Here is a 20,656-nt window from a genome sequence, read left to right as displayed (position 1 = left end):
CTTACGGGTGGTGATTCACGTTGGCCACGAAGGCATCCCACTCGCCCGCGGTGAAGATCAGTGCCGGGCCGGTGGGGTTCTTGGAGTCGCGGACGCCGACCATGCCGCCGTCGAGGTGGGCGACCTCCACGCAGTCTCTCCCCGTTTGGCTTCGACTGCTCTTGAACCACTGCGCGGCGGACAGGTCGATGTTCATGCCATGTACTCCCGTTCGATCGTCTGTAGAAGTGCTCTGGACTGCGATTCGTCCAGCGATACCGTCTCGATGTCCGACAGTGCCTGGCGATACCTCTCGATCTCCATCGGCTTGTCCAGATACAAAGACCCAGCATAGTTCTCGATGTAGACGATAGGGGTCTGAGTGAGCGCCGGATTCAGTTGCCGCGGAAACTCGAGCATCACGAATGAGCTCACTTGCAGTCCGAGATATCCTTCGATCGAAAAAGGTACGATTCGCACCGATATGTTCGGGAGCATGCTCAGTTCGTGCAGGTGGCGTACCTGATCGCGCATCACGGATTTACCTCCGATCAGGTGACGAAACACTGCCTCGCTTATTCGTATATCGAAGATCTTCGGATTCTTCGAATCAGTCAGGCATGCTTGGCGTTTGGCGAGGAGTTCGAGATGCTGGTCGATTTGCTGATCACTCAATGGTGGTCGGTAATCCAATGCCATTGCGCGGCGATAGTCGGCTGTCTGCGCGAGTCCGGGTATCAAAGTGAGTTGGAATGAGACGATCCGACTCGCTGATTGTTCGAGACTGATGAACAGGTCGGTGTTGGGAAAGATCGCTTCACTGTACGGCTGCCACCAACCGTCCTTACGCGACTCGTCCGCCAGCCACAGCAGGTTGTTGAGATCCTCATCCTCGACCTCGTAGACGCGGCAGAGCGCCCGGATGGTCGGCTTCTTGACCTCCGAGGTGCGTCCGTTCTCCAAGCGCCACAGGGTTTGTCGACCGATCTCGGCGAGCTCGGCGGCGGCGTCGCGAGTGAGGCCGGTGGACTCCCGCAACTCGACCAGCCGTCTGGCGAGCAGCCTGCGTGGCACGGTGGTCGCTTCGATCGTCATGAGGCCCCCTTTGGCTGTGACTGTTGCATTCAGATTGATTGGAACGTTTTCTTTTGGCGACGAATGCCATTGACCGGACCCCAAGCTAGCACGATTCGGTGTGTACTCGATGTGTGCCGCAGGGAGAACGAATCAGCAAGCGCCCGTCGGGCATTCGCCTGCAAACTACGTCTTCGGAGAGTGCAGTCACGACTGTAATGACACCCACCGACAATCTGGAAACCCGATCACAGACCGGGTGCGACTCAACGAACATCCCCGCCGCCGAGGAGGCATCGTCAACTATCCGTACTGGAATTCACCGTGCAGGAATTCGTAAGCACAAACATCGCCCTACAAACAGTGCGGAAACATATGTGCGCGAAGCGAACCAGTGACGGGCCCTCGCGCGATGCTCACCGCGCTGCTGCCTGCGTAGGCTCCCGGTCGCGCACAAGCGAGTTCGATCATCATGGTCACGGCATGGCAGAGAGCCGACATCCCGCGTACCACGCCGGATGTCGGCTCTCTGCAATGCGCGACAGGCGCGCGCCATTCGATGGCGCGCGCCTGTTCACTCGGCCTGTCAGGGAATATCGGAATGCTGGGGAACCGATATCAGGCCGATCTGTACTGCGGTCCTCACCAGGGGACTGTTCCGGCGTCGTCGAAGAATCCGCCGGTCGGTCCGTCGTCGGGGAGGGTTGCGAGGTGGATCGCGATCGCCGCGCCCTGTTGCGGGGTGCGGATGCCGCGGAAGCCGTTGAGGTCTGTGGCGGTGAAACCGGGGCAGCCGGAGTTGATCAGGATGTTGGTGTCGCCCAGTTCCTTGACGTATTGGATGGTGACGGCGTTGAGGAGGGATTTCGACACCGCGTAGGCAGCGGAGATCGGGCCCGTTTCGGCGCCGGGAGTGGATTGCAGGGTGAGGGAGCCGACGGTGCTGGACATGTTCACGATCCGCGGCGAGGCGGAGGCGCGCAGCATGGGCAGCATCGCGTTGGTGACGCGAATGACCCCGATCACGTTGGTGTCCACCACATCTCGCACGGTCGCGGGCGCGACGGTGGTGGGTGCCTGTGGCATCCCTCCGGTGATCGCGGCGTTGTTGACCAGGACGTCGAGCCCGCCGGCCCGGTCGGCGATCAGCTCGGCCGCGGCGGCCACACTCGCGTCGTCGGTCACGTCGAGCGGTACGCCGAACGCGTCGACTCCGGCCGCGCGCAGCTTGTCCACCGCGGTGTCGCGGCGCTGCGCATCTCGCGCGCCGACGCCGACGCGCCAGCCCAGAGCGCCCAAGCCCGCCGCGATCTCGTAGCCGATTCCTTTGTTCGCGCCGGTCACCAGCGCGATCGTCTGTTCACTCATACCGAAATACTGGGTCGGCTTCGCATGGGGCGTCCAACACCTACCGAGTAGGCGGCAATACCGCACGGGTATGGATCGCGGTCAGCGGCGGATATCATGGGACGGTGGAGACTCGGGAGTTGCGATACTTCGTCGCGGTCGCCGAGGAGTTGCACTTCGGGCGGGCGGCACAGCGCCTGGCCATCGCGCAACCGCCGTTGTCGCGGGCGATCCAGCAGCTCGAACGACGGCTCGGAGTGGTTCTGCTGCACCGCACCACCCGCGCGATCGCTTTGACCGAGGCGGGGTCGGTGCTGCTGCGCGAAGCCCGCGCCGCACTGGACGCGGTCGAAGCCGCCGAACGTCGCACCCGTCGCGCGGCCGCCGATCGGCCCGGCGTGGTGCTGGCCACGAAGGCCGGAGCGTCCAGCGAACTGCTGCCGAAACTGCTGAATGCCTATGCGGCCGAACCGGACTCGGTCACCGTGGAGGTGCTGCTGTGCGGGCCCGGCGAGCAGGAACGCCTGTTGCGCGACGGGCGCGCCGACGTCGCCCTGCTGCACCGGCCCTTCGACACCACCGCCGGACTAGACACCGAGGATCTGTACACCGAGCAGCAGATCCTCGTCCTGCCCGCGGGCCACCCGCTCGCCACCCGGTCGCACATCTCCTCGGCCGAGGTCGCTGCCCTCACGGACCTGCCGCTGCCGCGCTGGCCCCGACCGGACGGAAGCTATCCGGATGGACCCGGCCCGCAGGTCCGCGACCACACCCAGCTCGCCCAGCTGATCGCGCTCGGCCGCGCCTGCGCGATGCTGCCCGAGTCGGCCCGAACGCACCTGCGCGAGGGACACGCCCTCATCCCCGTACCGGACGCACCGGCCGTCACGACCGTCATCGCCTGGCCACCGCACAGCAGATCCAGAGCCGTCGCCGACCTCGTTCGCACCGCGACACGCCTCTAGTACGGGTATCGAATGTGCTGGTCGCCGGCACGACACCGCCGACGCACGACTCGACATCGCAGGCGATCCTCGCCGGTCGTGCTGGGCTCGAGCGCTGTGAATGATCACCTCCTCCGTGCGGCCGACGTGCTGGACAGGATGGCGCGGAACCTGGCGGAACATCCCTGTCACCTACACCGGAGCATGGCGCAAGAGGTTTCGACAACTCATCGGTGACGGGCCGAACATCATGCGGCACAACTCATTCCGGCACGTCGATAACGAATTGCCGCCGGACGGAACATCATCCGGAGGGGGCGGGTCATGACGTTGTAGTCGTCGCTTCGGTGTGATGGAGGTGGGTTGTTAAGGTGTCGGGGTGAGTTCTCCGGAGGCATCCAGACGGTAGCCGCCCGGCCTGTGGGCTGGGCGGCGGTTCGACGCTGATCGCGACGATCGTGCAGACCGCCGCACCGGCTGCTCCGCGTATCGCCGGTGCCTTGGCGACCACCGCATTCAATGTCGGTGCCGTTCTCGGCCCTTTCGCCGCCGGTCCACTGGTCGACCGCACCGACCGCCCGGCCACGGCACTGTGGTGCAGCGCCGCCTTCACCGCTGCTGCGGTGGGTGTCGTGCTGGTGGGCCATCGTCGGCGGGCCACGAGCGAGGCCGGGCAGGTGCGCGCCGAAACACGCTGACGCGTCATCGGAGCGCGATCGATTGCGGACGTCTCCTCGCTCTGACCGGTCAGTTTCTCGGCGTTTCGCCAACGCGGACATCTTGAACCATCGGTGGCAGCTTCGGGTGAGTGTGCTCTGTTCGGAATATCCGATCTGGCGGGCGACCGCGGACAGCGAGACGTCGCGGTTGGCCAGTAGCGTGGTGGTCAGATCGCGTCGTGCGTCGTCCACCATGGCCTCGAAAGTTGTTCCGGTACCGGCGAGTTCGCGTTGTACCGCACGCGGATGCATCATCAGCAGTCGCGCGATGTCTTCCAGGCCCGCCGCCCCCGCCGGTAGCGAACGCACGATCAGTCTCGAAAGGATCTGGCCGGGACTCGGCGGCCGCGCGGCTCAGCCGAAGAAGGCGGCCGCCTCGTCATGCCGGTGTGCCGGAACGAGTTTGAGCTGTTTGGTGGCCTCGGAGAGGGGGACGAGGTCTATTTCGGTGCCGTGCAGGGCGACCATCTGGCCGAACTGGCCGTTGTGCACGGCCTCGGTGGCGTGCACGCCGAAGCGGGTCGCCAGGACGCGGTCGAAGGCGGTGGGGGTGCCGCCGCGCTGGACGTGGCCCAGGACGGTGGTGCGGACCTCCTTGCCGATGCGGCGTTCGATCTCCACACCGAGCTGATGGGCCACACCGGTGAAACGTTCGTGACCGTATTCGTCGATACCGCCCTGGCGCAGCGCGAACGAGCCCTCACCGGGTTTCGCGCCCTCGGCCACCACGCAGATGAAATGCGAATCACCGCGCTGGAAGCGGCGTTTGATCATCGTGCACACCTCGTCGACGTCGAAGGGCACCTCGGGAACCAGCGTCAGATGTGCGCCCGCCGCGATACCGGCGTTCATCGCGATCCATCCGGCGTGCCGGCCCATCACCTCCACCAGCATGACGCGCTGATGCGATTCGGCGGTGGTGTGCAGGCGGTCGATGGCGTCGGTGGCGATGGTGACCGCGGTGTCGTGGCCGAAAGTCGTGTCGGTGCAATCGATGTCGTTATCGATGGTCTTGGGCACGCCGACCACCGGGACGCCCTCGTCGGCCAGCCAGCTGCCCGCGGTGAGCGTGCCCTCGCCGCCGATCGGGATGAGTGCGTCGATGCCGTTGTCGTCCAGGGTCTGCTTGACCCGGCCCAGGCCGTCACGCAGCACGTCCGGATTGGTGCGCGCGGTGCCGAGTATGGTGCCGCCCTTGGTGAGTATCCGGTCGGTGCGATCGTCGTTGTGGATGTGGATCTTGCGATCCTCGAGTAGTCCGCGCCAGCCGTCCTGGAACCCGACGACCGCGTCCCCGTAGCGGCCGTTCGCGGTGCGGACGACGGCTCGGATGACCGCGTTCAGTCCGGGGCAGTCTCCGCCTCCGGTCAAGACTCCGATGCGCATGCCACATATCTTGCCGTATCTTTGGCCTCCGCTTCGCTCCGGCGGGTTTTCGACGCTGTAAAGCTCGAAAACCTCGGGGTTGGTGACGAGGGCCGGAGCCGGTCCACCATTTCACACCCGCGCCGCCAGCTCCCGGTTCATCTGCGTCCAATCGATCGCTTTCTCCCACTTCCCGACCACGACCGTGGCCAGACAGTTTCCGGCGATATTGGTGAACACGAAGGCCGCCGAGAGGATCTTGTGGACCCCGAGGATGAGCGCCACGCTGGCCACCGGGATGGTGTGGGTGGCGGCGAGGGTCAGCGCGAGCATCGGGATCGCCGAACCCGCGACCCCCGCGCCTCCCTTGGAGGTCAACAGCAGTACGACCATCAGGCTCAACTGACCGGCCACGCCGAGGTGGGTATCGGTCGCCTGCGCCAGGAACACACTCGTCGCCGCCCAGTACAGGCAGGTGCCGTCGTGGTTGAAGCTGTACGCCGTCGGCAGGACCAGGCCGACCACCGACTCGCTCACACCCAGTTTCTCGAGTTTGGCCGTCAGCTGCGGAAAGACGCTCTCCGAGGAACTCGTCCCGATGACCAGCAGCAGCTCCTCCCGGAAATACCTGATCAATTTCCAGAGGCTGACACCGGCGAACAACGAGATGGGCCACAGGACGACGACGAAGAACACCGCCACGGTGAGAAAGAAGACGAGCACCAGCGAGCCGAGTGACAACAGGGTGTGCAGCCCGTAACTGGCCACCGAGTAGGCGATCGCCGCGCACGCAGCCAGCGGTGCGAGCCTCATGACCTTGCCGATGACCCAGAACAGACTCTGCTGCACGGTGTCGATGACTCCCACCAGCGGTTCGGCCTTCGCGCCCAGTGCGGCGACACCACAGCCGAACAACGCCGAGAACACCAGCACCTGCAGGATGTCGCCCTTGGCGAAGGCATCGACCGCGCTGGTCGGCACCAGACCCTCCAGGAAGGTCGACAAGCTCATGGATTTCGCGGCATGCACGGACTTCGCGCCGCTCAACGAGGCCGGATCCACGTGCATGCCGGACCCGGGGTGCAGCACGTTGACCACGACCAGACCGATCACCAGCGCGAAGGTGGTCACCACCTCGAAGTAGAGAATCGCCTTCACCGCGATCCGTCCGACCTTGCCGAAATCGCGGACCTTGGCGATGCCGAGGGTGACCGTGCAGAAGACCACCAGCCCGACCACCATCTGGATCAGATTGATGAATATCGTGCTGACCACGTTGACGTTCTTGCCGACGATCGGCACGAAGACGCCCAGCAGTACGCCGAGCACCATGCCGACGAGGACCTGGAAGGTCAGGTCCTTGTACAGCGGTTTGCTGAAGGGGCTCAACGCCTTCCAGTCGAATCGCCGACGCCGTGACTGCTCGGGTTGGGGCAGAGCCTCTGAAACGGACATGGAGAACTTCTCTCTGAGCAACGCCGGTGCGGCGTTCGGGAGTGGCACGGACCCGGCGGGGCCGTGCCGCTATCGGGGGATCGGGTTCACGCTCGAGGTGCGGGGAGCCGGTCGAGCGGAGCGAACACCTCTGCCGAGGTCAGCGGCCGGGGCAGCATGCCCTGGGCATGGCATTGTGCGGCGATGGCGTCGATCGGTCCGGCCAGCCGCGACAACCCGGCGGCGGTGACCGGGATATCCGTGGCGCGCTCGGCGGCCAGGTGCTCGGCGCGGGTCAGCATCTCCCAGACCCGGCCGACGGTCTCGGGGTGGGCCTGCAGGGTGGGCAGCGACACTGCCACCAGGTGGTTGACGGGGACGTAGCCGTGTTCGTCGTACCAACGTCGATCGCGTTGCCGCGCTTGGCTTATCAGCGGGACGAACTCGTCGCCGTCCGGCAGGTCGTTGCCGAAGATCGCCGCATCGATCGCACCGTCGCGCAGGGCGTCGACGAGACTTCCCGACAGGGTGCGGGAGACGAAGTCCGGATCCTCGTACTCGGGGACGTGCGCGGGATTCTGGGTCAGCCACGTCATGTCCTCGGCACGCAGGCCGTAGTCCTCGTGCAGATGAGTGCGGATCCAGAAGCCGGTGGTCTGGGTGTAGGAGCGCACACCGATGCGTCGACCGCGCAGTTCGGTGGGATCGTCGATCCGATCCTCGGCGCGGCCGACCAGGCATCCGCGCTGGAAGCGTCCGGCCACGACGACGGGCAGCAGCGCGATCGGATGACCGTAGGCCACCGCCTGCAGCGCGGTGACGATCGCCAGCTCGCAGACGTCGAAGCTCTGCTCGCGCACCATCGGCGCGAAGGCCCGGTGGATGGGGTCGACGTCGGCGAGGTCGAGCCGCACCATCGGGTCGCTCACCTCGCGACTGCGGAGTATCTGTGCGACAGGGTGTTTGCCCAACGCCGCGGTCAGGGTGACGGTCTGTTCAGACATGCTGGGGTCCCTGCTCGCGCAACGCGTAGAAGTTCGCGACGCTGCCGCCGAAGACGTTGGCGGCGTCGGCCGGATCGAGTCCGCCGAGTGCGCTGCGGGCGTCGGCGAGAAGTCCGGACAGGGGTCCCGCCGCGGCCGGGAAATTCGATCCCCAGATGAGCCGCCGCGATCCGTAGGCGGCGAGCAGCGCCGCCAGGAAGTCGTCGACCGTCGAGGCTCCCTCGCCGGCCGCCTGCAGCGCGCGGTGGGTCACCTTCAGGTGCACCCCCGGATACTCGGCGAGCTGAAAGAGCCCGCGTGCCTCGGCGTACGGCGGGCCGTCCGACAGGATCGGCCGGGCGCAGTGATCGAGGACGACCTTGACCCGCGGGAACTGCTCGAGGATGCGCTGCAGTGCCGGGATTCCCTCGATCGTCATCTGCAGACAGACCGGAATGTCCTGTGCCTGAGCGCATTCCCACACCGGATAGGAGTCCTCGTGGCCCAGCCAGTCCGCCTGTCCCGGCATGGTGGTGCCGGTGGTGAAGAGCCGGAAGCCCGAGAGACCCTGATCCTGCCAGTGGTTGATGCGGTCCACCGCGTCGGGCGCCAACGCGTCGAGGGAGAACACACCGGTCAGCCGATCGGGATGGGCGCGAATCGAATCGGCCAGGTAACGGTTGTCGTGGCCGTACACCGTCGATGCCTGAACCACGACCGCCCGGTCGATCTCGGCTTCGTCGAGCGCGGACAGCAGGCCGTCGACGTCGACCGGATGCTCCACCGACCAGGTGGATTGCCGTCCGCCGATGGGGTCCACCGGATACCGGTCCGCGTCGGTGGCGATGACATGTGTGTGTGAATCGATGACGCCCACAGTCGCTGTGCTCCTTATGTTCTCACCCGGGCACACCTGCGCCGAGAGCCGATCACTCCTGGTCGATCTGTGCGGTGGTGCACATCGTCGGTGGGAAGTGGCGCCGGGCACAGTCGCGAACCGCCTCGGAGCCTATATGTTCACATTATTGTTGACAATAGCGTCGGCGATCTTGAAGCTCGAAGTGACAACTGCGCTGTGCGCAGGGAAGGAAGCCGGATGACCGGGTGATTCTGCTAGTGCGCCGAAGCGCAGGAACCCACCGGAAGATCGCCGAGATGCTGGGTGATCAGCGGGGCGATCTTGTTCAGGATCGCGGTGCCGTCGTCGAAGGACCCCGAATTCGCCTGGGCGGCGACGGCGATCGCCATCTGCCCGTTCGGCGTTGTCACCAGGCCGAATTGGCGGACCAGATAGTTGCCCGACGGGTCGGGGCCCCAACCGCCCTTGAAGGTGACGTTCTCCAGATGTCCCAGACCCCACTGCTGACCGGGGACCACCTTGCCCATCAGATCGGTGACCGTATTCGCATTGGGCAGGCACGGCAGATGCGAAGCGAACCGCGCCTGATCGGCCAGCGCCCAGGTGGCCTGGCCGAACGCCGAATAATCCGCGCGAGATCGGGTCGCGGGAACCTTGGTGGTGCTGTCGCCGCCCTGCTGCAGGATCTTCTGCACCGCCTGCGCGGCCTGATCGCCGGTGCCCAGTGACTGCCACAGCGAGTCGGCGGCATTGTTGTCCGATTCGGTGATGGCCGCGGACATCGCATAACTGGGCGTGTTGCCGTTGGTGCTCAGCACCGCCAGGGTCAGCGGCACCTTCATCGTCGACCAGGCCGGACCGGAGGTCCAGTCGCCCATGGAGGTCGCGGTGTCGCTGCCGACCGCCATGATCGCCATCCCGGCGTGCCCGCCCAGAGTCGGCAGCAGCGAGGTGAAATCGGCGGCCAGGCTTCCGGGCAACGCCACCACCGGACCGGGACTGCTGGAAGTGTTCGGATGGGTCACGACCGGATCGAGGAGGGGGGCGTTCTCGGCGGCCTTGGAGCATGCCGCGCTCGCCAACAGGGCCAGCCCGCACACGGCTGCCCCGAGGCTCCTGCGCCACCTGCTCGGCTCTCTGGGTACCTGCACCCGGCCACCTCCACATCGCGCGGTGGCCCGCGTCCGGGCCACCGGTCAGTCGTGGAATTCTGTGCCGTCACGCCCCCGGGGTCAAATGCACCGACGAGCGATGGCGCATATGTGACGGAACGCGTGACGTTTCGGCAGGCCGCGCGACCCGATCGCGGTCCATTTGCCGGAACGGCCCTCGTTCAGTACACGTACACCACGGCGTTGTCGCCGCCGGAGCAGGTGATCAGACGACCGGTCGCCTTGCAGGTCATGGTGTACGAGCGGCCCGTGGTCGGGCTGACCGCGACCACCGACGTCGGCGAGTCGGACTCCGCGTCGGCCTCCTTGGCGTACGCCTTGCGGACCGCTTCGGCGAAGCCACAGGTCGTCTGCGAATTTCCCGATGCCGCCCGGGTGTACTTGGTGTCCTGCCCCGACGAACTCGACGAACACGCTGTGGACCCCTCGGGCGGTGTCGAGGTGGCCGCAGTGGTCGTGGTGTCCGCTGCCTCGGTCTGCGGAGCGGCCATCGGCGCGGTGGTGGCCGCCACCGCGGCGGTCTGCTGCGCGGCCGAGGAACTGCTCGTGGGAGATTTGCCCAGGACCTGCCAGCCGACCACACCGACTCCGATGGCCACTGCCGCGCCGAGGAAGCCGAGTACCAGCGGCACCGCGACCGAACGCTTCTTCGGCGTGGTGCTGCGCTCGCCGTATCCGGCTGCGGTGTCGGCGTATTCGTAGTCGTCGGAGTAGTCGCCGTCGTCGTCCGGGCCGTAACCGAGAACGGAATGCGGTGTGCGGTCGTCGTATTCGCCCCGGCCGTACTCGTCCTGGTCGTATTCGCCCGAGACGTAGTCGTTCTCGGCGTACTCGCCTTCCGCGTACTCGCCCTCGGCATAGGTGCCGTGGTCGTATTCGTCCCGGCCGTACCCGTTTTCGGCGTACTCGTCCTCGGAGTAGTCGGCGTAACCCTGGCCGGTGTGGGTGGCCTCGGAGTCGTAGTCGCCGTACTCGTCCTCGTAGCCGTCGTCGGTGCGGTAACCGGCCTGGTCGTCGTAACCGTCGTGCGGTCCGTACTGCGACTCGTCCTCGTATTCGGCGTAGCCCGCGCCGATCACGCCCGCGGTCGCCGCGCCGGCGGTGGTGCCGTGCGGCAGCAGTTCGGTATGTGGCGCCGGATCGGACGATTCCGGCGCTCGCGGTGGCAGTTTCGGCGCCGGCGAGGTCGGCTCCGATGCCTGCGGCGGCAGATTCGATGCCTGGTCGGTCGACTCGGGCGCTCGCTGCGGGAGATGCTGGGTCGGTGGGGCCGACTGCGCCGCGCGTTGCGGGAGTACCGAGGTCGGCGGGATCGGCTGCGGCGGCGGGATCGGCTGTGGCGCGCGTTGCGGGAGCACCGACGTTTGAGGGGCCGGCTCCGGCGGGGGGACCGGCTGTGGCGACCGTTGCGGAAGTTGCGAGGTCGGCGGGATCGGCTGCGGCTCGCGTTGCGGGAGTTGCGGCGTCGATCGAGTCGACTCCGGTCCTCGTTGCGGGAGAGTCGGTTCCGACTGGGCCGCCTGCGAGGTGCGTTGCGGCAGCTTCGGCGCCGGTGGGGTCGATTCGGCCGCCCGCTGCGGCAGCCCCGGTGGCTGCGGGGATTTCGGGGCGAACTCGAATTCCTCCCGGGACACCCGGGAGGGATCCGTGGGCGTGATCACCGGGAGATCGCTGCTGGTATCGCGCTCCTCCGGATCGGCAGGCGCGATGATCCGCAACGATCCGGTCGTCTCGTAACCCCGTGGGGCAGGGGCCGGTTCGTCGGGGATGTCCTGATCCGCGGAGGTCGGGACCGGGCCGCGAGCCAGCGCATTGGTGGTCTCGTCCGCATTGGACGGTATGCCGGTGCCCGCGCCGGTCCGCATGACGGTGGTCGCCGAACCCACGGCCGGGGGAATCTCCTCGCGCGGTTCGGGTCCGGACTCGGGCAACTCGTCGCCGCGCGGCTGGAACTGCGCCGCGATCGTCGGCCCGTCGGGCCCGAACGGCTGGAAAGTCGTGGGTTCCAGCACCGGCCTGGGTGCACCCGGTCCGGGAGCCGCGCGCTGCGGCAGCGGCGGCAGCGGACCCGCCTGCACCGCACCGGTGTCCTGCGGCCGCGGCGGATCGACCGAGGTCGGGGTGGGCGGCGGCGGTGGCGCGGCGACAACGGTCTCGCTCCCGCCCGACAGACCCACCGCGGCACGAGCGGCCCCGGCGAACTCCCCGGCCGAGGAGAATCGGTCCTCGGGCGACTTCGACATGGCATGCGCGAGCACCGCATCCAGCGCCGCGGGCACGTCCGAACGCTGCAGGCTCGGCCGCGGCGGCGTCTCGGACAGGTGTGCGCGGATCAGCGTGCTCACGTTCTGCACCGGGAACGGCGTTGCACCGGTGAGGCATTCGTACAGAACGCAGGCCAGCGAATAGATGTCCGAGCGGCCGGTGACCGGACCCGAGTCGAACCGCTCGGGCGCCATGTAGGTGTACGAACCCGCCGTGATGCCGACCATCGTGGTCGAGCTGTCACCCTCGCTGCGGGCGATGCCGAAATCGGTGAGGAAGGCGAAATCGGTCGGCGTGACGAGGATATTGGCCGGTTTGACGTCACGGTGCACCAGACCCGCGCCGTGCGCCGCATCGAGCGCGGTGGCGATCTGCTCGACGATGTGCACCGCGCGCGCGGGCTCCATCGCTCCCTGACGACGCAGCAGCGCGCGCAGGTTGTCGCCACGGATCAGGCGCATGTCCAGATAGAGCATGCCCTCGATCTCGCCCGCGCGATTGATCGGGACGATGTGCGGGTCGGCGATGCGCGTCGCGGCATGCGATTCCCGGCGGAACCGCTCGCGATAACTCGGATCCTGGGCCAGCTCCTCGGGTAGCAACTTCAGGGCGACGACGCGATCGTTATGGGTGTCGTACGCCTCGTAGACCTCGCCCATGCTGCCGCGGCCCAGCATGGAGCGCAGCTCGTACGGACCGAATCGGCCGCCGGTCCGCGGCCGCGATGCGTTCACCGGTGAAACCTCCGTCCCTGGGCAGGGTGCGAGACCCGTGCCCGGCTGTCTCACCGGGGTTGCCTGCCCCTCTTACGCCGACGATTCTCCAGGTGCGACTACTCCGTGGTCAAACGCGAACACGATCGCCGCGGCTCGATCCCGTAACCCGAGCTTTCCGAAAATGTGTCCGACGTGGCTCTTTACCGTGACCTCCGAGATGCCCAACTCGGCGGCGATCTCGGTGTTCACCCGCCCGCGACCGATTCGCTGCAATACTTCATACTCCCGCGCGGTCAGCTCGTCCAGGCCGGAACGGGTCTTGACCGCAGTCGGCGCAACCGTGCGGTATGCCGACAGCACTCGTCCGGTTACCGACGGATCGAGCCAGGATCCGCCGCCCGCGACCGTGCGCACCGCGCGGATCAGATCCTCGGCGGGGGAGTCCTTGAGGATGAATCCGGCCGCGCCCGCGCGCAGTGCGCCCGAGAGCAGTTGGTCGTCGTCGAAGGTGGTCAGCACCAGAACCGGCGGTGCGTCGGTGCGCGAGCGCAGAATTCGGGTGGCGTCGATGCCGCCGACGCGCTTCATTCGCAGATCCATCAACACCACGTCGGCGGGCTGCGCGGCGAGCGCGGCCGGGACCTCGTCGCCGTCGGCGCATTCGCTCACCAGGAAACCGTCGCGGCGGCGCAGGATCCGGCGCAGGCCGCCGCGCACCAGCTCCTGATCGTCGACGACGAGTACGCCGAGCGAGTTCTCCTCGGACTGCGAAGTACCCGGAATCACATACCCTCCTGGAGTTTGCGGGTCAGAGCGGTGAACGCGTCGCGCACGCTCCGCAGATGATCCTCCGGCCCGGAGACCGGGCACGTCAGGCCGGTGGCGGGGTCGGCGATCGGGAATCCGGCGTGCACCTCCCACCGCCCGTCGGCGGGACCGGCGGTCAGGCTGCCGCCGATCAGGGTGGCGCGCTGGCGCATTCCGGAGATGCCCATCCCGCGGCCGCGCCGGGTCGGGGCCGGACCGGCGAGGGTGTTGGTGACGACCGCGCTGACCCGGGTGTCGCTGACCTCGATGCGCAGCGTCGCCGCGGCGTCCGGGGCGTGCTTGGCGATATTGGCCAGCGATTCCTGGCTGATCCGGAACAACGCCAGACCCGTCGTCGCCGAGACGGTCGTGATATCCCCGGACATCGAGTAGTCCACGTCCAGTCCCGCGCGCACGAAATCCTCGACCAGAGCGGCGATATCGTCCATACCGGGTTCGGGGGTCAGGCTGGAGGGGCGCTGATCGAGCAGGCCCACGGTGTGCCGGATGTCGGCCATGGCCTGACGGCCCAGCCGCTCGGCATCGCTGAGCGCGTCGATCGCCTCCTCGACGTCGCGGTCGGTCTGTAGCGAATGGCGGGCCGCGGTGAGGTGCAGCAGCGTCACGCTCAGCGAATGCGCGATCACATCGTGCACCTCGCGGGCGATCCGGCGGCGTTCCTCGTCGGCGGCGCGGGCGGCGCGGATCTCCTGATTCTCGCGTTCCTGATACAGATACAGGCGCTGGTATTGCATCATCAGCCCGACCAGCGTGCCCAGCACGATGCCGACGAGGTAGGCGGGCAGCGAGTCGATCCCGGGGCCCACGATGTGGAACAGCAGCAGTTGCAGGATGGCCAGGGCCGCGAACGGCAGGCTGATCCGTTTACTCGCGATCGCCGCGACCTCCCCGGCGACGACCACCAGCACGAAGGGTGACGCGTCCAGCGGAACCGGCTGCAGCAGGAACATGCCCTGCGCGATCAGCCCGACGATGCACAGCGGCACCGGGCGCGGCGGGACGCCGAAGACGGTCAGGATCGGGAATGCGAAGGTGACCAGCAGCAGCGCCAGAATGGGCAGGGTGGTCCCCAGGTAGCCGTGCCGCTGGATCACGCCGGTCATCGCGGCGATCGACAGGGCCAGGTCGGCGCTGACGATCACCGCGGGCGGATAGTCGAACGGCAGTTCGGCGATGTGCTGCTCGAATGTGCCGCGCGGGTCGTGCCAGAAGTCCACGATCCGCTGCCGCGCGTGCCGCCATCCCACGATCGCCTTCCAGGCCACCACGGCCAGCAGAACCGCGGCGGCGGTCAGCACGATGATCCGCAGCACCTCCATGTACCAAGGCTAGCCAGTCGGTGTGACACCGATCATCGTCCCTGGAGCGGGTGTGCGCTCCTACCGGAGTAGGAGTCGAACTCACGCCCTCGGCACGACGATTCGCCGACGTCGCGTCCGTAGGGTCGATGCCACAGCGTTCGGCGGACCGATGCCGGGCGCAGGAGGGAAGGGGTGAGTGCGATGACATGGAAAGATCTGCACGCCCGTACCGAAATTCTCGATGTGGTGTTGACGCGCGCGACGGCCGACCCGGCGAATCCGGGCCTGCTGCACGGACTTCCGGACGTCGATCGGCTGTTCGGCGGGCCTGCCGGAGTGCTGGCCGCGCTGCAATACCGCTGGGACAACCATCTGCACGTGAAGCTCGATCTGGCGTTGCTGCAAGGACAATCGGCCGCCGACGCGTATCTCGAACTGGCCGCCGAACAACCCGTGCTGCGCGCCGTACTCGACGCCCAGGACGTGCGCCGGTGGCGCGCGCCCGCCGTGCTCGTGCGCTGAGGCCGACCACAACCGGAGACAGTGCCCGGTCGACGGGCAGGAACGAGGAGGGGAGCACCGATGTTGGAATTGACCGACGTCGTCAAGGAATACCGAGTCGGGCAGCAGCGGGTCCGCGCCCTCGATGGCGTCAGCCTGACCATCGCCGCGGGGGAGTTCACCTCCGTCATCGGCCCGTCCGGGTCCGGGAAGTCCACGCTGCTACATCTGCTGGGCGCGCTGGACTCGCCCGATTCCGGGTCGATCACCTTCCAGGGGGAGGAGATCGGCGACCTCGGCGACGACCGGCAGTCCGAATTCCGGCGGCACCGTGTCGGATTCGTCTTCCAGTTCTTCAATCTGCTGCCGACGTTGACCGCCTGGGAGAACGTGGCCATTCCGAAGCTGTTGGACGGCACCGGATTACGCAAGGCCAAACCACGGGCGCTGGAACTGCTGGACCTGGTCGGGCTCAGCGAGCGCAGCGAGCACCGCCCGGCCGAGTTGTCCGGCGGGCAGATGCAGCGGGTGGCGGTGGCGCGGGCGCTGATCATGGATCCACCGCTGATCCTGGCCGACGAGCCCACCGGCAACTTGGATTCCAAGACCGGCGCGGCCATCCTGGAACTGTTCGGCACGATCACCGAGCAGGGCAATTCGGTGGTGATGGTCACGCACGACATGGGCGCCGCGCACTACTGTGATCGAGTGATCACCCTGCGGGACGGGCGAATCGGATCGATCACCTGCGGCGAGGCTGCCCCCGAGCGACGTTCCGTGGACGGCCACCCGGCGGTTCGCGCATGATCGCCGCCGCGTGGGATCGCCTGCGGCTGTTCAATATCGGCGAGGTGCTCGCGCATCGCGGCCGCACCATCATGTCGCTGGTCGTGATGGCCGTCTCGGCCGGGCTGCTGGTCTCGGTGCTGAGCATCTCCGGCTCGGTCACCGGCTCGGTCGACAAACTCACCCGGGCACTGGGAGGTAAAGCGGCACTGGAGATCTCCGGTGTCACCGACGGCGGATTCGACCAGGATCTGCTGCCGCGGATCCGGGCGGTGCCCGGGGTCTCGGCGGCTGTGCCGATGGTGCGGTCCAGGGTCGGCACGGGCGAGGATCGCACGTTGCTGCTCGGGGCCGACGCGAGCGTGTCCGCGCTGGACAGTGCGCTGGCCGGGCCGATGAGTTCGCAGGCGGTGAAACTGCTCTCGGTGCCGGACGGAGTGCTGGTCGGCGCGGGTCTCGGGCGACACGAGGGGGAGCGGTTCACCCTCGGATCGGCCACGGTGACGGTGGCGGGCGTGCTGGACGACAACACGTCCGGGCAGCTCAACGGCGGTCAGATCGTGGTGGCGGCGCTGCCGGTGGCCGAGAAGATCCTCGGCCGGTCCGGTCAGCTCGATTCGATCCAGATCGTGCCGACGCCGGGAACCGATGTGGGACAACTGCGTTCGGCGCTCACCGCGGTGGTGAACGGACGTGCGGTGGTGGCCGATCCGAGTCTGCGCACCGCGCAGGCGGGCGGAGCCATCCAACTGGTGCGCTATTCGACCACGATGGCCTCGGCCGCGGCGCTGATCGTCTCGGGCTTCCTGATCTACAACGCCATGAGTATGGCTGTGGCGCAACGACGTCCGGTGCTGTCGCTGCTGCGTGCCATCGGCGGGCGGCGCGGGCCGATGGTGCGTGATCTGATCGCCGAAGCCGCACTGCTCGGCCTGATCGGCGGCGGTATCGGCGCGGTGGTGGGAATGTTCATGGGGCGCACCGCGATCGATCAGGTGCCCTCGGCGATGATGGCCTCGGTGCAGGGCCGGATCGAATACATGGTGCCCGGATATGCCATCCCGATCGCGATCGCGGCCTGTGTGCTGGCCAGTACCGCCGCGGCAGCGATCGCGGCACGGCAGATCTACAAGGTGCAGCCGATCGAGGCGCTGGCCCCGGTGGGGGTGTCGAAATCCGACGCGGTGAATCCGCTGTTGCGTTGGGGCGCGGTACTTCTCGGCGGTGTGATGGTCGCCGCGGCGATTCTGATCGCCCGCTCCGACCTGGGCCGCTTGTCCCTGGCGGCGATCTCGCTGTCCATCAGCGCGGCGGTGGTGCTGTGCTTCGCGGCGACCGGACCGATCGTGCGATCCGCGGCGGCGGTCGCGCGGGTGTTCGGTGCGCCGGGAGCGTTGGGCGCCACCACGATCGAGCGCGCTCCGCGCCGGGTCTGGGCCACCGCGATGACCGTCATGATCGGTGTGACCGCGGTGGTCGCGATGGGCGGCGCGTCACACAATCTGGTCGACTCGGCGACAGCGACCTTCGCCGACCTCGCCCGCCGGGACGCCTACATCAGCACGAGTTCGATGGCGGAGTTCCCGACCGGGCCGCTGCTGCCCGCGGATCTGAAGGCCCGGATCCGGGCGCTGCCGGGGGTGGTCGATGTGGGCTCCGCGCAGATGGCTTTCGCGACGCTCGGGCGGGGGCAGGTGATGTTGCAGGCTTATGAGCGCGGCATCCCGGCGGGTCCGATCGCCGAGTTGCATCCGGGTGTGCAGGACCGGATGGCGCGTGGAGAGGGTGTGGTCGTCTCGGGCGATGTGGCACGGCAACTGGGCGTGCACGAGGGCTCCGAGCTGGATCTGCCGACGCCGACGGGTGTCCACGAAGTCCATGTGCTGCAAGTGATCCCGTACTTCTCGGCGATCACCGGGACGGTGCTTCTGGATCTGGACATGATGCGGCAGTGGTACGAGCGGCCCGGGGAGACCATCCTCGGAATCAACTACGCCCCGGGCGTGAACCCTGTGGCCGAACTCGACCTGCTGCGCCGGGCCGTGCCGCGAGGTCTGTCGGTGGACACCGGTGCGGGTTCGGTGGCGGCGGTGTCCAGCAGCGTGAAACAGGGGACGTCGCTGTCCGGATCGATCCTGTGGATCGTGGTGCTGGTCTCCACGATCGCCCTGTTGAACACGCTGATGCTCTCGGTGCTGGAAAGACGCCGTGAACTGGGCGTCCTGCGAGCGATGGGCACCAGCCGCCGATTCATGCTGCGCGCGGTGCTCACCGAGGCCGCCGGAATCGGGCTGACCGGCGCGGTGCTCGGGCTGGCGATCGGCGCCGCGGTCCAGTACCTTGCCGACATCGCGTTCGGCCGGGCCATGACCATCCCCGTGACCTACACCCCGAGCCCGATGCTGCTCGTCTACGCCTCGGCCGCACTGGTTCTCGCGCTGCTGGGTTCGATCCCGCCGGCGCTGCGCGCGGCCCGCATGCCGATCGTGGAAGCCATCGCCGCCGATTGATCGGCTGTATTTTTGGCCTCCGCTTCGCTCCGGCGGGTTTTCGGCGCTGTAAGGCTCGTCGTTGCGCGCTCGAGACTCGGCCTTCGGCCATGCGCTTCGAGCGCGCAACGACGAGCCGCGCCGAAAACTTCGGGGTTGGCGTTACCGGGCTGACTGTTCCGGCGTACGGAGACACTTCGCCGCTGAGTGCGTTGGTACGTCGGGTCGCTCGGCTCACGCCGGGGCAGGGCTTTGCCGCACTCTTTCGCGTTGGTCGCACCCGTTGCAATGGCTGGGAATGGGTGCGGCGACCTGGACGGGGTGCGGCGACTCGACGGTGTCGGGGCTTTACATAGACTTGTCGGCATGACTGCACCAACGGTGGACTTGATGGACTATGCCGATGTCGTCGACCGGTTCGAGCCGGTGCTGGGCATGGAAGTGCATGTCGAGCTGGGCACCGCGACGAAGATGTTCTGCGGCTGCCCGACGGCCTTCGGCGCCGAGCCGAACACCCAGGTCTGCCCGGTCTGCCTGGGTCTGCCCGGTGCGCTGCCCGTGGTCAACGAGAAGGCCGTCGAGTCGGCCATCCGGATCGGCCTCGCGCTGAACTGCTCGATCACCCCGTGGGGCCGGTTCGCGCGCAAGAACTACTTCTATCCGGATCAGCCCAAGAACTACCAGATCAGCCAGTACGACGAGCCGATCGCCGTGAACGGGCACCTGGACGTCGCGCTGGACGACGGCTCCACCTTCCGGGTCGAGATCGAGCGCGCCCACATGGAAGAGGACACGGGCAAGTCCCTGCACGTGGGCGGCGCCACCGGCCGTATCCACGGCGCGAGCCACTCCCTGCTGGACTACAACCGCGCGGGCGTTCCGCTGATCGAGATCGTCACCAAGCCGGTCACCGGCGCGGGTGAGCGCGCGCCCGAGGTGGCTCGCGCCTACGTCACCGCGCTGCGCGAGGTCCTCAAATCGCTCGCCGTCTCGGACGTGAAGATGGAGCAGGGCTCGCTGCGCTGCGATGCGAACGTCTCGCTGATGGCCAAGGGCGCCAAGGAGTTCGGCACCCGCACCGAGACCAAGAACGTGAACTCGCTCAAGAGCGTCGAGGTCGCGGTGCGGTTCGAGATGCGCCGTCAGGCCGCGATCCTCGCCGAGGGCGGTTCGATCCTCATGGAGACCAGACACTTCCACGAGACCGACGGCACCACCTCGCCCGGCCGCATCAAGGAGTCCGCCGAGGACTACCGCTACTTCCCCGAGCCGGACCTCGAGCCCATCGCTCCCGACGCGGCCTGGGTCGAGCAGCTGCGCGGCACCATCCCGGAGTACCCGTGGCTGCGTCGCGCCCGCATCCAGGCCGAGTGGGGTCTGTCCGACGAGGTGTTCCGCGATCTGGTCAACGCCGATGCGCTGGATCTGATCATCGCGACCGTCGATGCGGGCTCCTCGGTCGACGCCGCCCGCGCCTGGTGGGTCAACTACCTCACCGAGCAGGCCAAGGAGCGCGAGGTGGCGCTCGAGGAGCTGCCCATCACCCCGCAGCAGGTCGCCGAGGTCGTCGCCCTGGTCGAGGCCAAGACCATCAACAGCAAGGTCGCCAAGCAGGTCGTCGACTTCGTACTCGCCGGAGAGGGTGAGCCGGGCGCGATCGTCGAGGCCAAGGGCCTGGGCATGGTGTCCGACGATTCGGCCCTGCAGGCCGAGGTCGACAAGGCCCTGGCTGCCAATCCCGATATCGCCGAGAAGATCCGTTCGGGCAAGGTGCAGGCCGCAGGCAAGGTCGTCGGTGATGTCATGAAGGCCACCCGCGGTCAGGCCGATGCCGCCCGCGTGCGTGAGCTGGTGCTGGCGGCCTGCGGCGTCGCCGGATAGCGTCCGTCGGCGG

General features: G+C 67.4%; 17 protein-coding genes and 1 pseudogene. 6 read left to right on the top strand and 12 right to left on the bottom strand.

Translation table 11 applies throughout. The annotated features are described in order from the left end of the window. Position 1 precedes the first annotated feature (1 nt). The 3 genes from ON40_RS24360 to ON40_RS24350 form a co-directional block, all read right to left on the bottom strand. Entirely contained in the window at positions 2–196 is a 195-nt protein-coding gene (locus ON40_RS24360; protein ID WP_040826421.1) for a DUF397 domain-containing protein, read from the bottom strand. Beyond that, on the bottom strand, positions 193–1,074 hold the full coding sequence (locus tag ON40_RS24355; protein WP_051193482.1) for a helix-turn-helix domain-containing protein: 882 nt from the start codon (positions 1,072–1,074) through the stop codon (positions 193–195). The genes ON40_RS24360 and ON40_RS24355 overlap by 4 nt, the downstream gene beginning before the upstream one ends. A gap of 621 nt (positions 1,075–1,695) precedes the next feature. Continuing rightward, on the bottom strand, positions 1,696–2,421 hold the full coding sequence (locus ON40_RS24350) for an SDR family oxidoreductase (RefSeq protein ID WP_040826420.1): 726 nt from the start codon (positions 2,419–2,421) through the stop codon (positions 1,696–1,698). A gap of 104 nt (positions 2,422–2,525) precedes the next feature. On the opposite strand from ON40_RS24350, the gene ON40_RS24345 reads away from it, so the two are divergent. After that, the gene (locus tag ON40_RS24345; protein WP_040826419.1) at positions 2,526–3,365 is read left to right on the top strand and encodes a LysR family transcriptional regulator; all 840 of its coding nucleotides are present in this window, start codon (positions 2,526–2,528) and stop codon (positions 3,363–3,365) included. Positions 3,366–3,844: 479 nt separating this feature from the next. Further along, positions 3,845–4,042: a hypothetical protein gene (locus ON40_RS53285; protein ID WP_169541896.1), complete on the top strand. Its 198-nt coding sequence runs from the start codon at positions 3,845–3,847 to the stop codon at positions 4,040–4,042. A gap of 69 nt (positions 4,043–4,111) precedes the next feature. Here the strand turns inward: ON40_RS53285 and ON40_RS50105 are convergent. From ON40_RS50105 to ON40_RS24295, 9 genes and pseudogenes are all read right to left on the bottom strand, one after another. Beyond that, positions 4,112–4,372 (bottom strand): annotated as a pseudogene (locus ON40_RS50105) (helix-turn-helix domain-containing protein); the annotation flags it as partial. Positions 4,373–4,417: 45 nt separating this feature from the next. Beyond that, positions 4,418–5,449, bottom strand: coding sequence for an ATP-dependent 6-phosphofructokinase (locus ON40_RS24335; RefSeq protein ID WP_040826416.1), 1,032 nt, complete (start codon positions 5,447–5,449; stop codon positions 4,418–4,420). 111 nt (positions 5,450–5,560) lie between these two features. Continuing rightward, positions 5,561–6,883: a cation:dicarboxylate symporter family transporter gene (locus ON40_RS24330; RefSeq protein WP_051193481.1), complete on the bottom strand. Its 1,323-nt coding sequence runs from the start codon at positions 6,881–6,883 to the stop codon at positions 5,561–5,563. A gap of 86 nt (positions 6,884–6,969) precedes the next feature. After that, the gene (locus tag ON40_RS24325) at positions 6,970–7,866 is read right to left on the bottom strand and encodes a substrate-binding domain-containing protein (protein ID WP_040826413.1); all 897 of its coding nucleotides are present in this window, start codon (positions 7,864–7,866) and stop codon (positions 6,970–6,972) included. After that, entirely contained in the window at positions 7,859–8,722 is an 864-nt protein-coding gene (locus ON40_RS24320) for an amidohydrolase family protein (protein ID WP_040826412.1), read from the bottom strand. Before ON40_RS24320 ends, ON40_RS24325 begins: the two co-directional genes overlap by 8 nt. A 236-nt stretch (positions 8,723–8,958) precedes the next feature. After that, positions 8,959–9,855: a serine hydrolase gene (locus tag ON40_RS24315; protein WP_040826410.1), complete on the bottom strand. Its 897-nt coding sequence runs from the start codon at positions 9,853–9,855 to the stop codon at positions 8,959–8,961. 182 nt (positions 9,856–10,037) lie between these two features. Continuing rightward, entirely contained in the window at positions 10,038–12,875 is a 2,838-nt protein-coding gene (locus tag ON40_RS48300) for a serine/threonine-protein kinase (protein WP_051193480.1), read from the bottom strand. Between the two features lie 72 nt (positions 12,876–12,947). Further along, positions 12,948–13,640 carry a response regulator transcription factor gene (locus tag ON40_RS24300; RefSeq protein ID WP_051193524.1) on the bottom strand — a complete coding sequence of 231 codons (693 nt, stop codon included), beginning with the start codon at positions 13,638–13,640 and terminating at the stop codon, positions 12,948–12,950. Next, positions 13,640–15,004: a sensor histidine kinase gene (locus tag ON40_RS24295; RefSeq protein WP_040826408.1), complete on the bottom strand. Its 1,365-nt coding sequence runs from the start codon at positions 15,002–15,004 to the stop codon at positions 13,640–13,642. Before ON40_RS24295 ends, ON40_RS24300 begins: the two co-directional genes overlap by 1 nt. A 183-nt stretch (positions 15,005–15,187) precedes the next feature. Here ON40_RS24295 and ON40_RS24290 point away from each other — a divergent pair, with 183 nt between their 5' ends. The 4 genes from ON40_RS24290 (at position 15,188) to gatB (ending at position 20,643) form a co-directional block, all read left to right on the top strand. Continuing rightward, complete coding sequence (locus ON40_RS24290) at positions 15,188–15,508, top strand: hypothetical protein (RefSeq protein ID WP_051193479.1); 321 nt, start codon at positions 15,188–15,190, stop codon at positions 15,506–15,508. A 60-nt stretch (positions 15,509–15,568) separates the two neighbouring features. Beyond that, positions 15,569–16,294, top strand: a complete 726-nt coding sequence (locus tag ON40_RS24285; RefSeq protein WP_040826406.1) for an ABC transporter ATP-binding protein — start codon at positions 15,569–15,571, stop codon at positions 16,292–16,294. Further along, positions 16,291–18,783 carry an ABC transporter permease gene (locus ON40_RS24280; RefSeq protein WP_040826404.1) on the top strand — a complete coding sequence of 831 codons (2,493 nt, stop codon included), beginning with the start codon at positions 16,291–16,293 and terminating at the stop codon, positions 18,781–18,783. Before ON40_RS24285 ends, ON40_RS24280 begins: the two co-directional genes overlap by 4 nt. A gap of 345 nt (positions 18,784–19,128) precedes the next feature. Next, entirely contained in the window at positions 19,129–20,643 is a 1,515-nt protein-coding gene (gene gatB / locus ON40_RS24275) for an Asp-tRNA(Asn)/Glu-tRNA(Gln) amidotransferase subunit GatB (protein WP_040826403.1), read from the top strand. Positions 20,644–20,656: the final 13 nt, after the last annotated feature.

Source organism: Nocardia jiangxiensis NBRC 101359, from assembly GCF_000308615.1.
Classification (GTDB): Bacteria; Actinomycetota; Actinomycetes; order Mycobacteriales; family Mycobacteriaceae; genus Nocardia; species Nocardia jiangxiensis.
This window is presented reverse-complemented; position numbering and strand designations above follow the sequence as displayed.

Bases quoted from the DNA above. Each gene is read 5' to 3' on its own strand.
- ON40_RS24360 (WP_040826421.1), bottom strand. From the start codon at position 196: ATGAACATCGACCTGTCCGCCGCGCAGTGGTTCAAGAGCAGTCGAAGC.
- ON40_RS24355 (WP_051193482.1), bottom strand. From the start codon at position 1,074: ATGACGATCGAAGCGACCACCGTGCCACGCAGGCTGCTCGCCAGACGG.
- ON40_RS24350 (WP_040826420.1), bottom strand. From the start codon at position 2,421: ATGAGTGAACAGACGATCGCGCTGGTGACCGGCGCGAACAAAGGAATC.
- ON40_RS24335 (WP_040826416.1), bottom strand. From the start codon at position 5,449: ATGCGCATCGGAGTCTTGACCGGAGGCGGAGACTGCCCCGGACTGAAC.
- ON40_RS24330 (WP_051193481.1), bottom strand. From the start codon at position 6,883: ATGTCCGTTTCAGAGGCTCTGCCCCAACCCGAGCAGTCACGGCGTCGG.
- ON40_RS24325 (WP_040826413.1), bottom strand. From the start codon at position 7,866: ATGTCTGAACAGACCGTCACCCTGACCGCGGCGTTGGGCAAACACCCT.
- ON40_RS24295 (WP_040826408.1), bottom strand. From the start codon at position 15,004: ATGGAGGTGCTGCGGATCATCGTGCTGACCGCCGCCGCGGTTCTGCTG.
- ON40_RS24290 (WP_051193479.1), top strand. From the start codon at position 15,188: ATGACATGGAAAGATCTGCACGCCCGTACCGAAATTCTCGATGTGGTG.
- ON40_RS24285 (WP_040826406.1), top strand. From the start codon at position 15,569: ATGTTGGAATTGACCGACGTCGTCAAGGAATACCGAGTCGGGCAGCAG.
- ON40_RS24280 (WP_040826404.1), top strand. From the start codon at position 16,291: ATGATCGCCGCCGCGTGGGATCGCCTGCGGCTGTTCAATATCGGCGAG.
- gatB (WP_040826403.1), top strand. From the start codon at position 19,129: ATGACTGCACCAACGGTGGACTTGATGGACTATGCCGATGTCGTCGAC.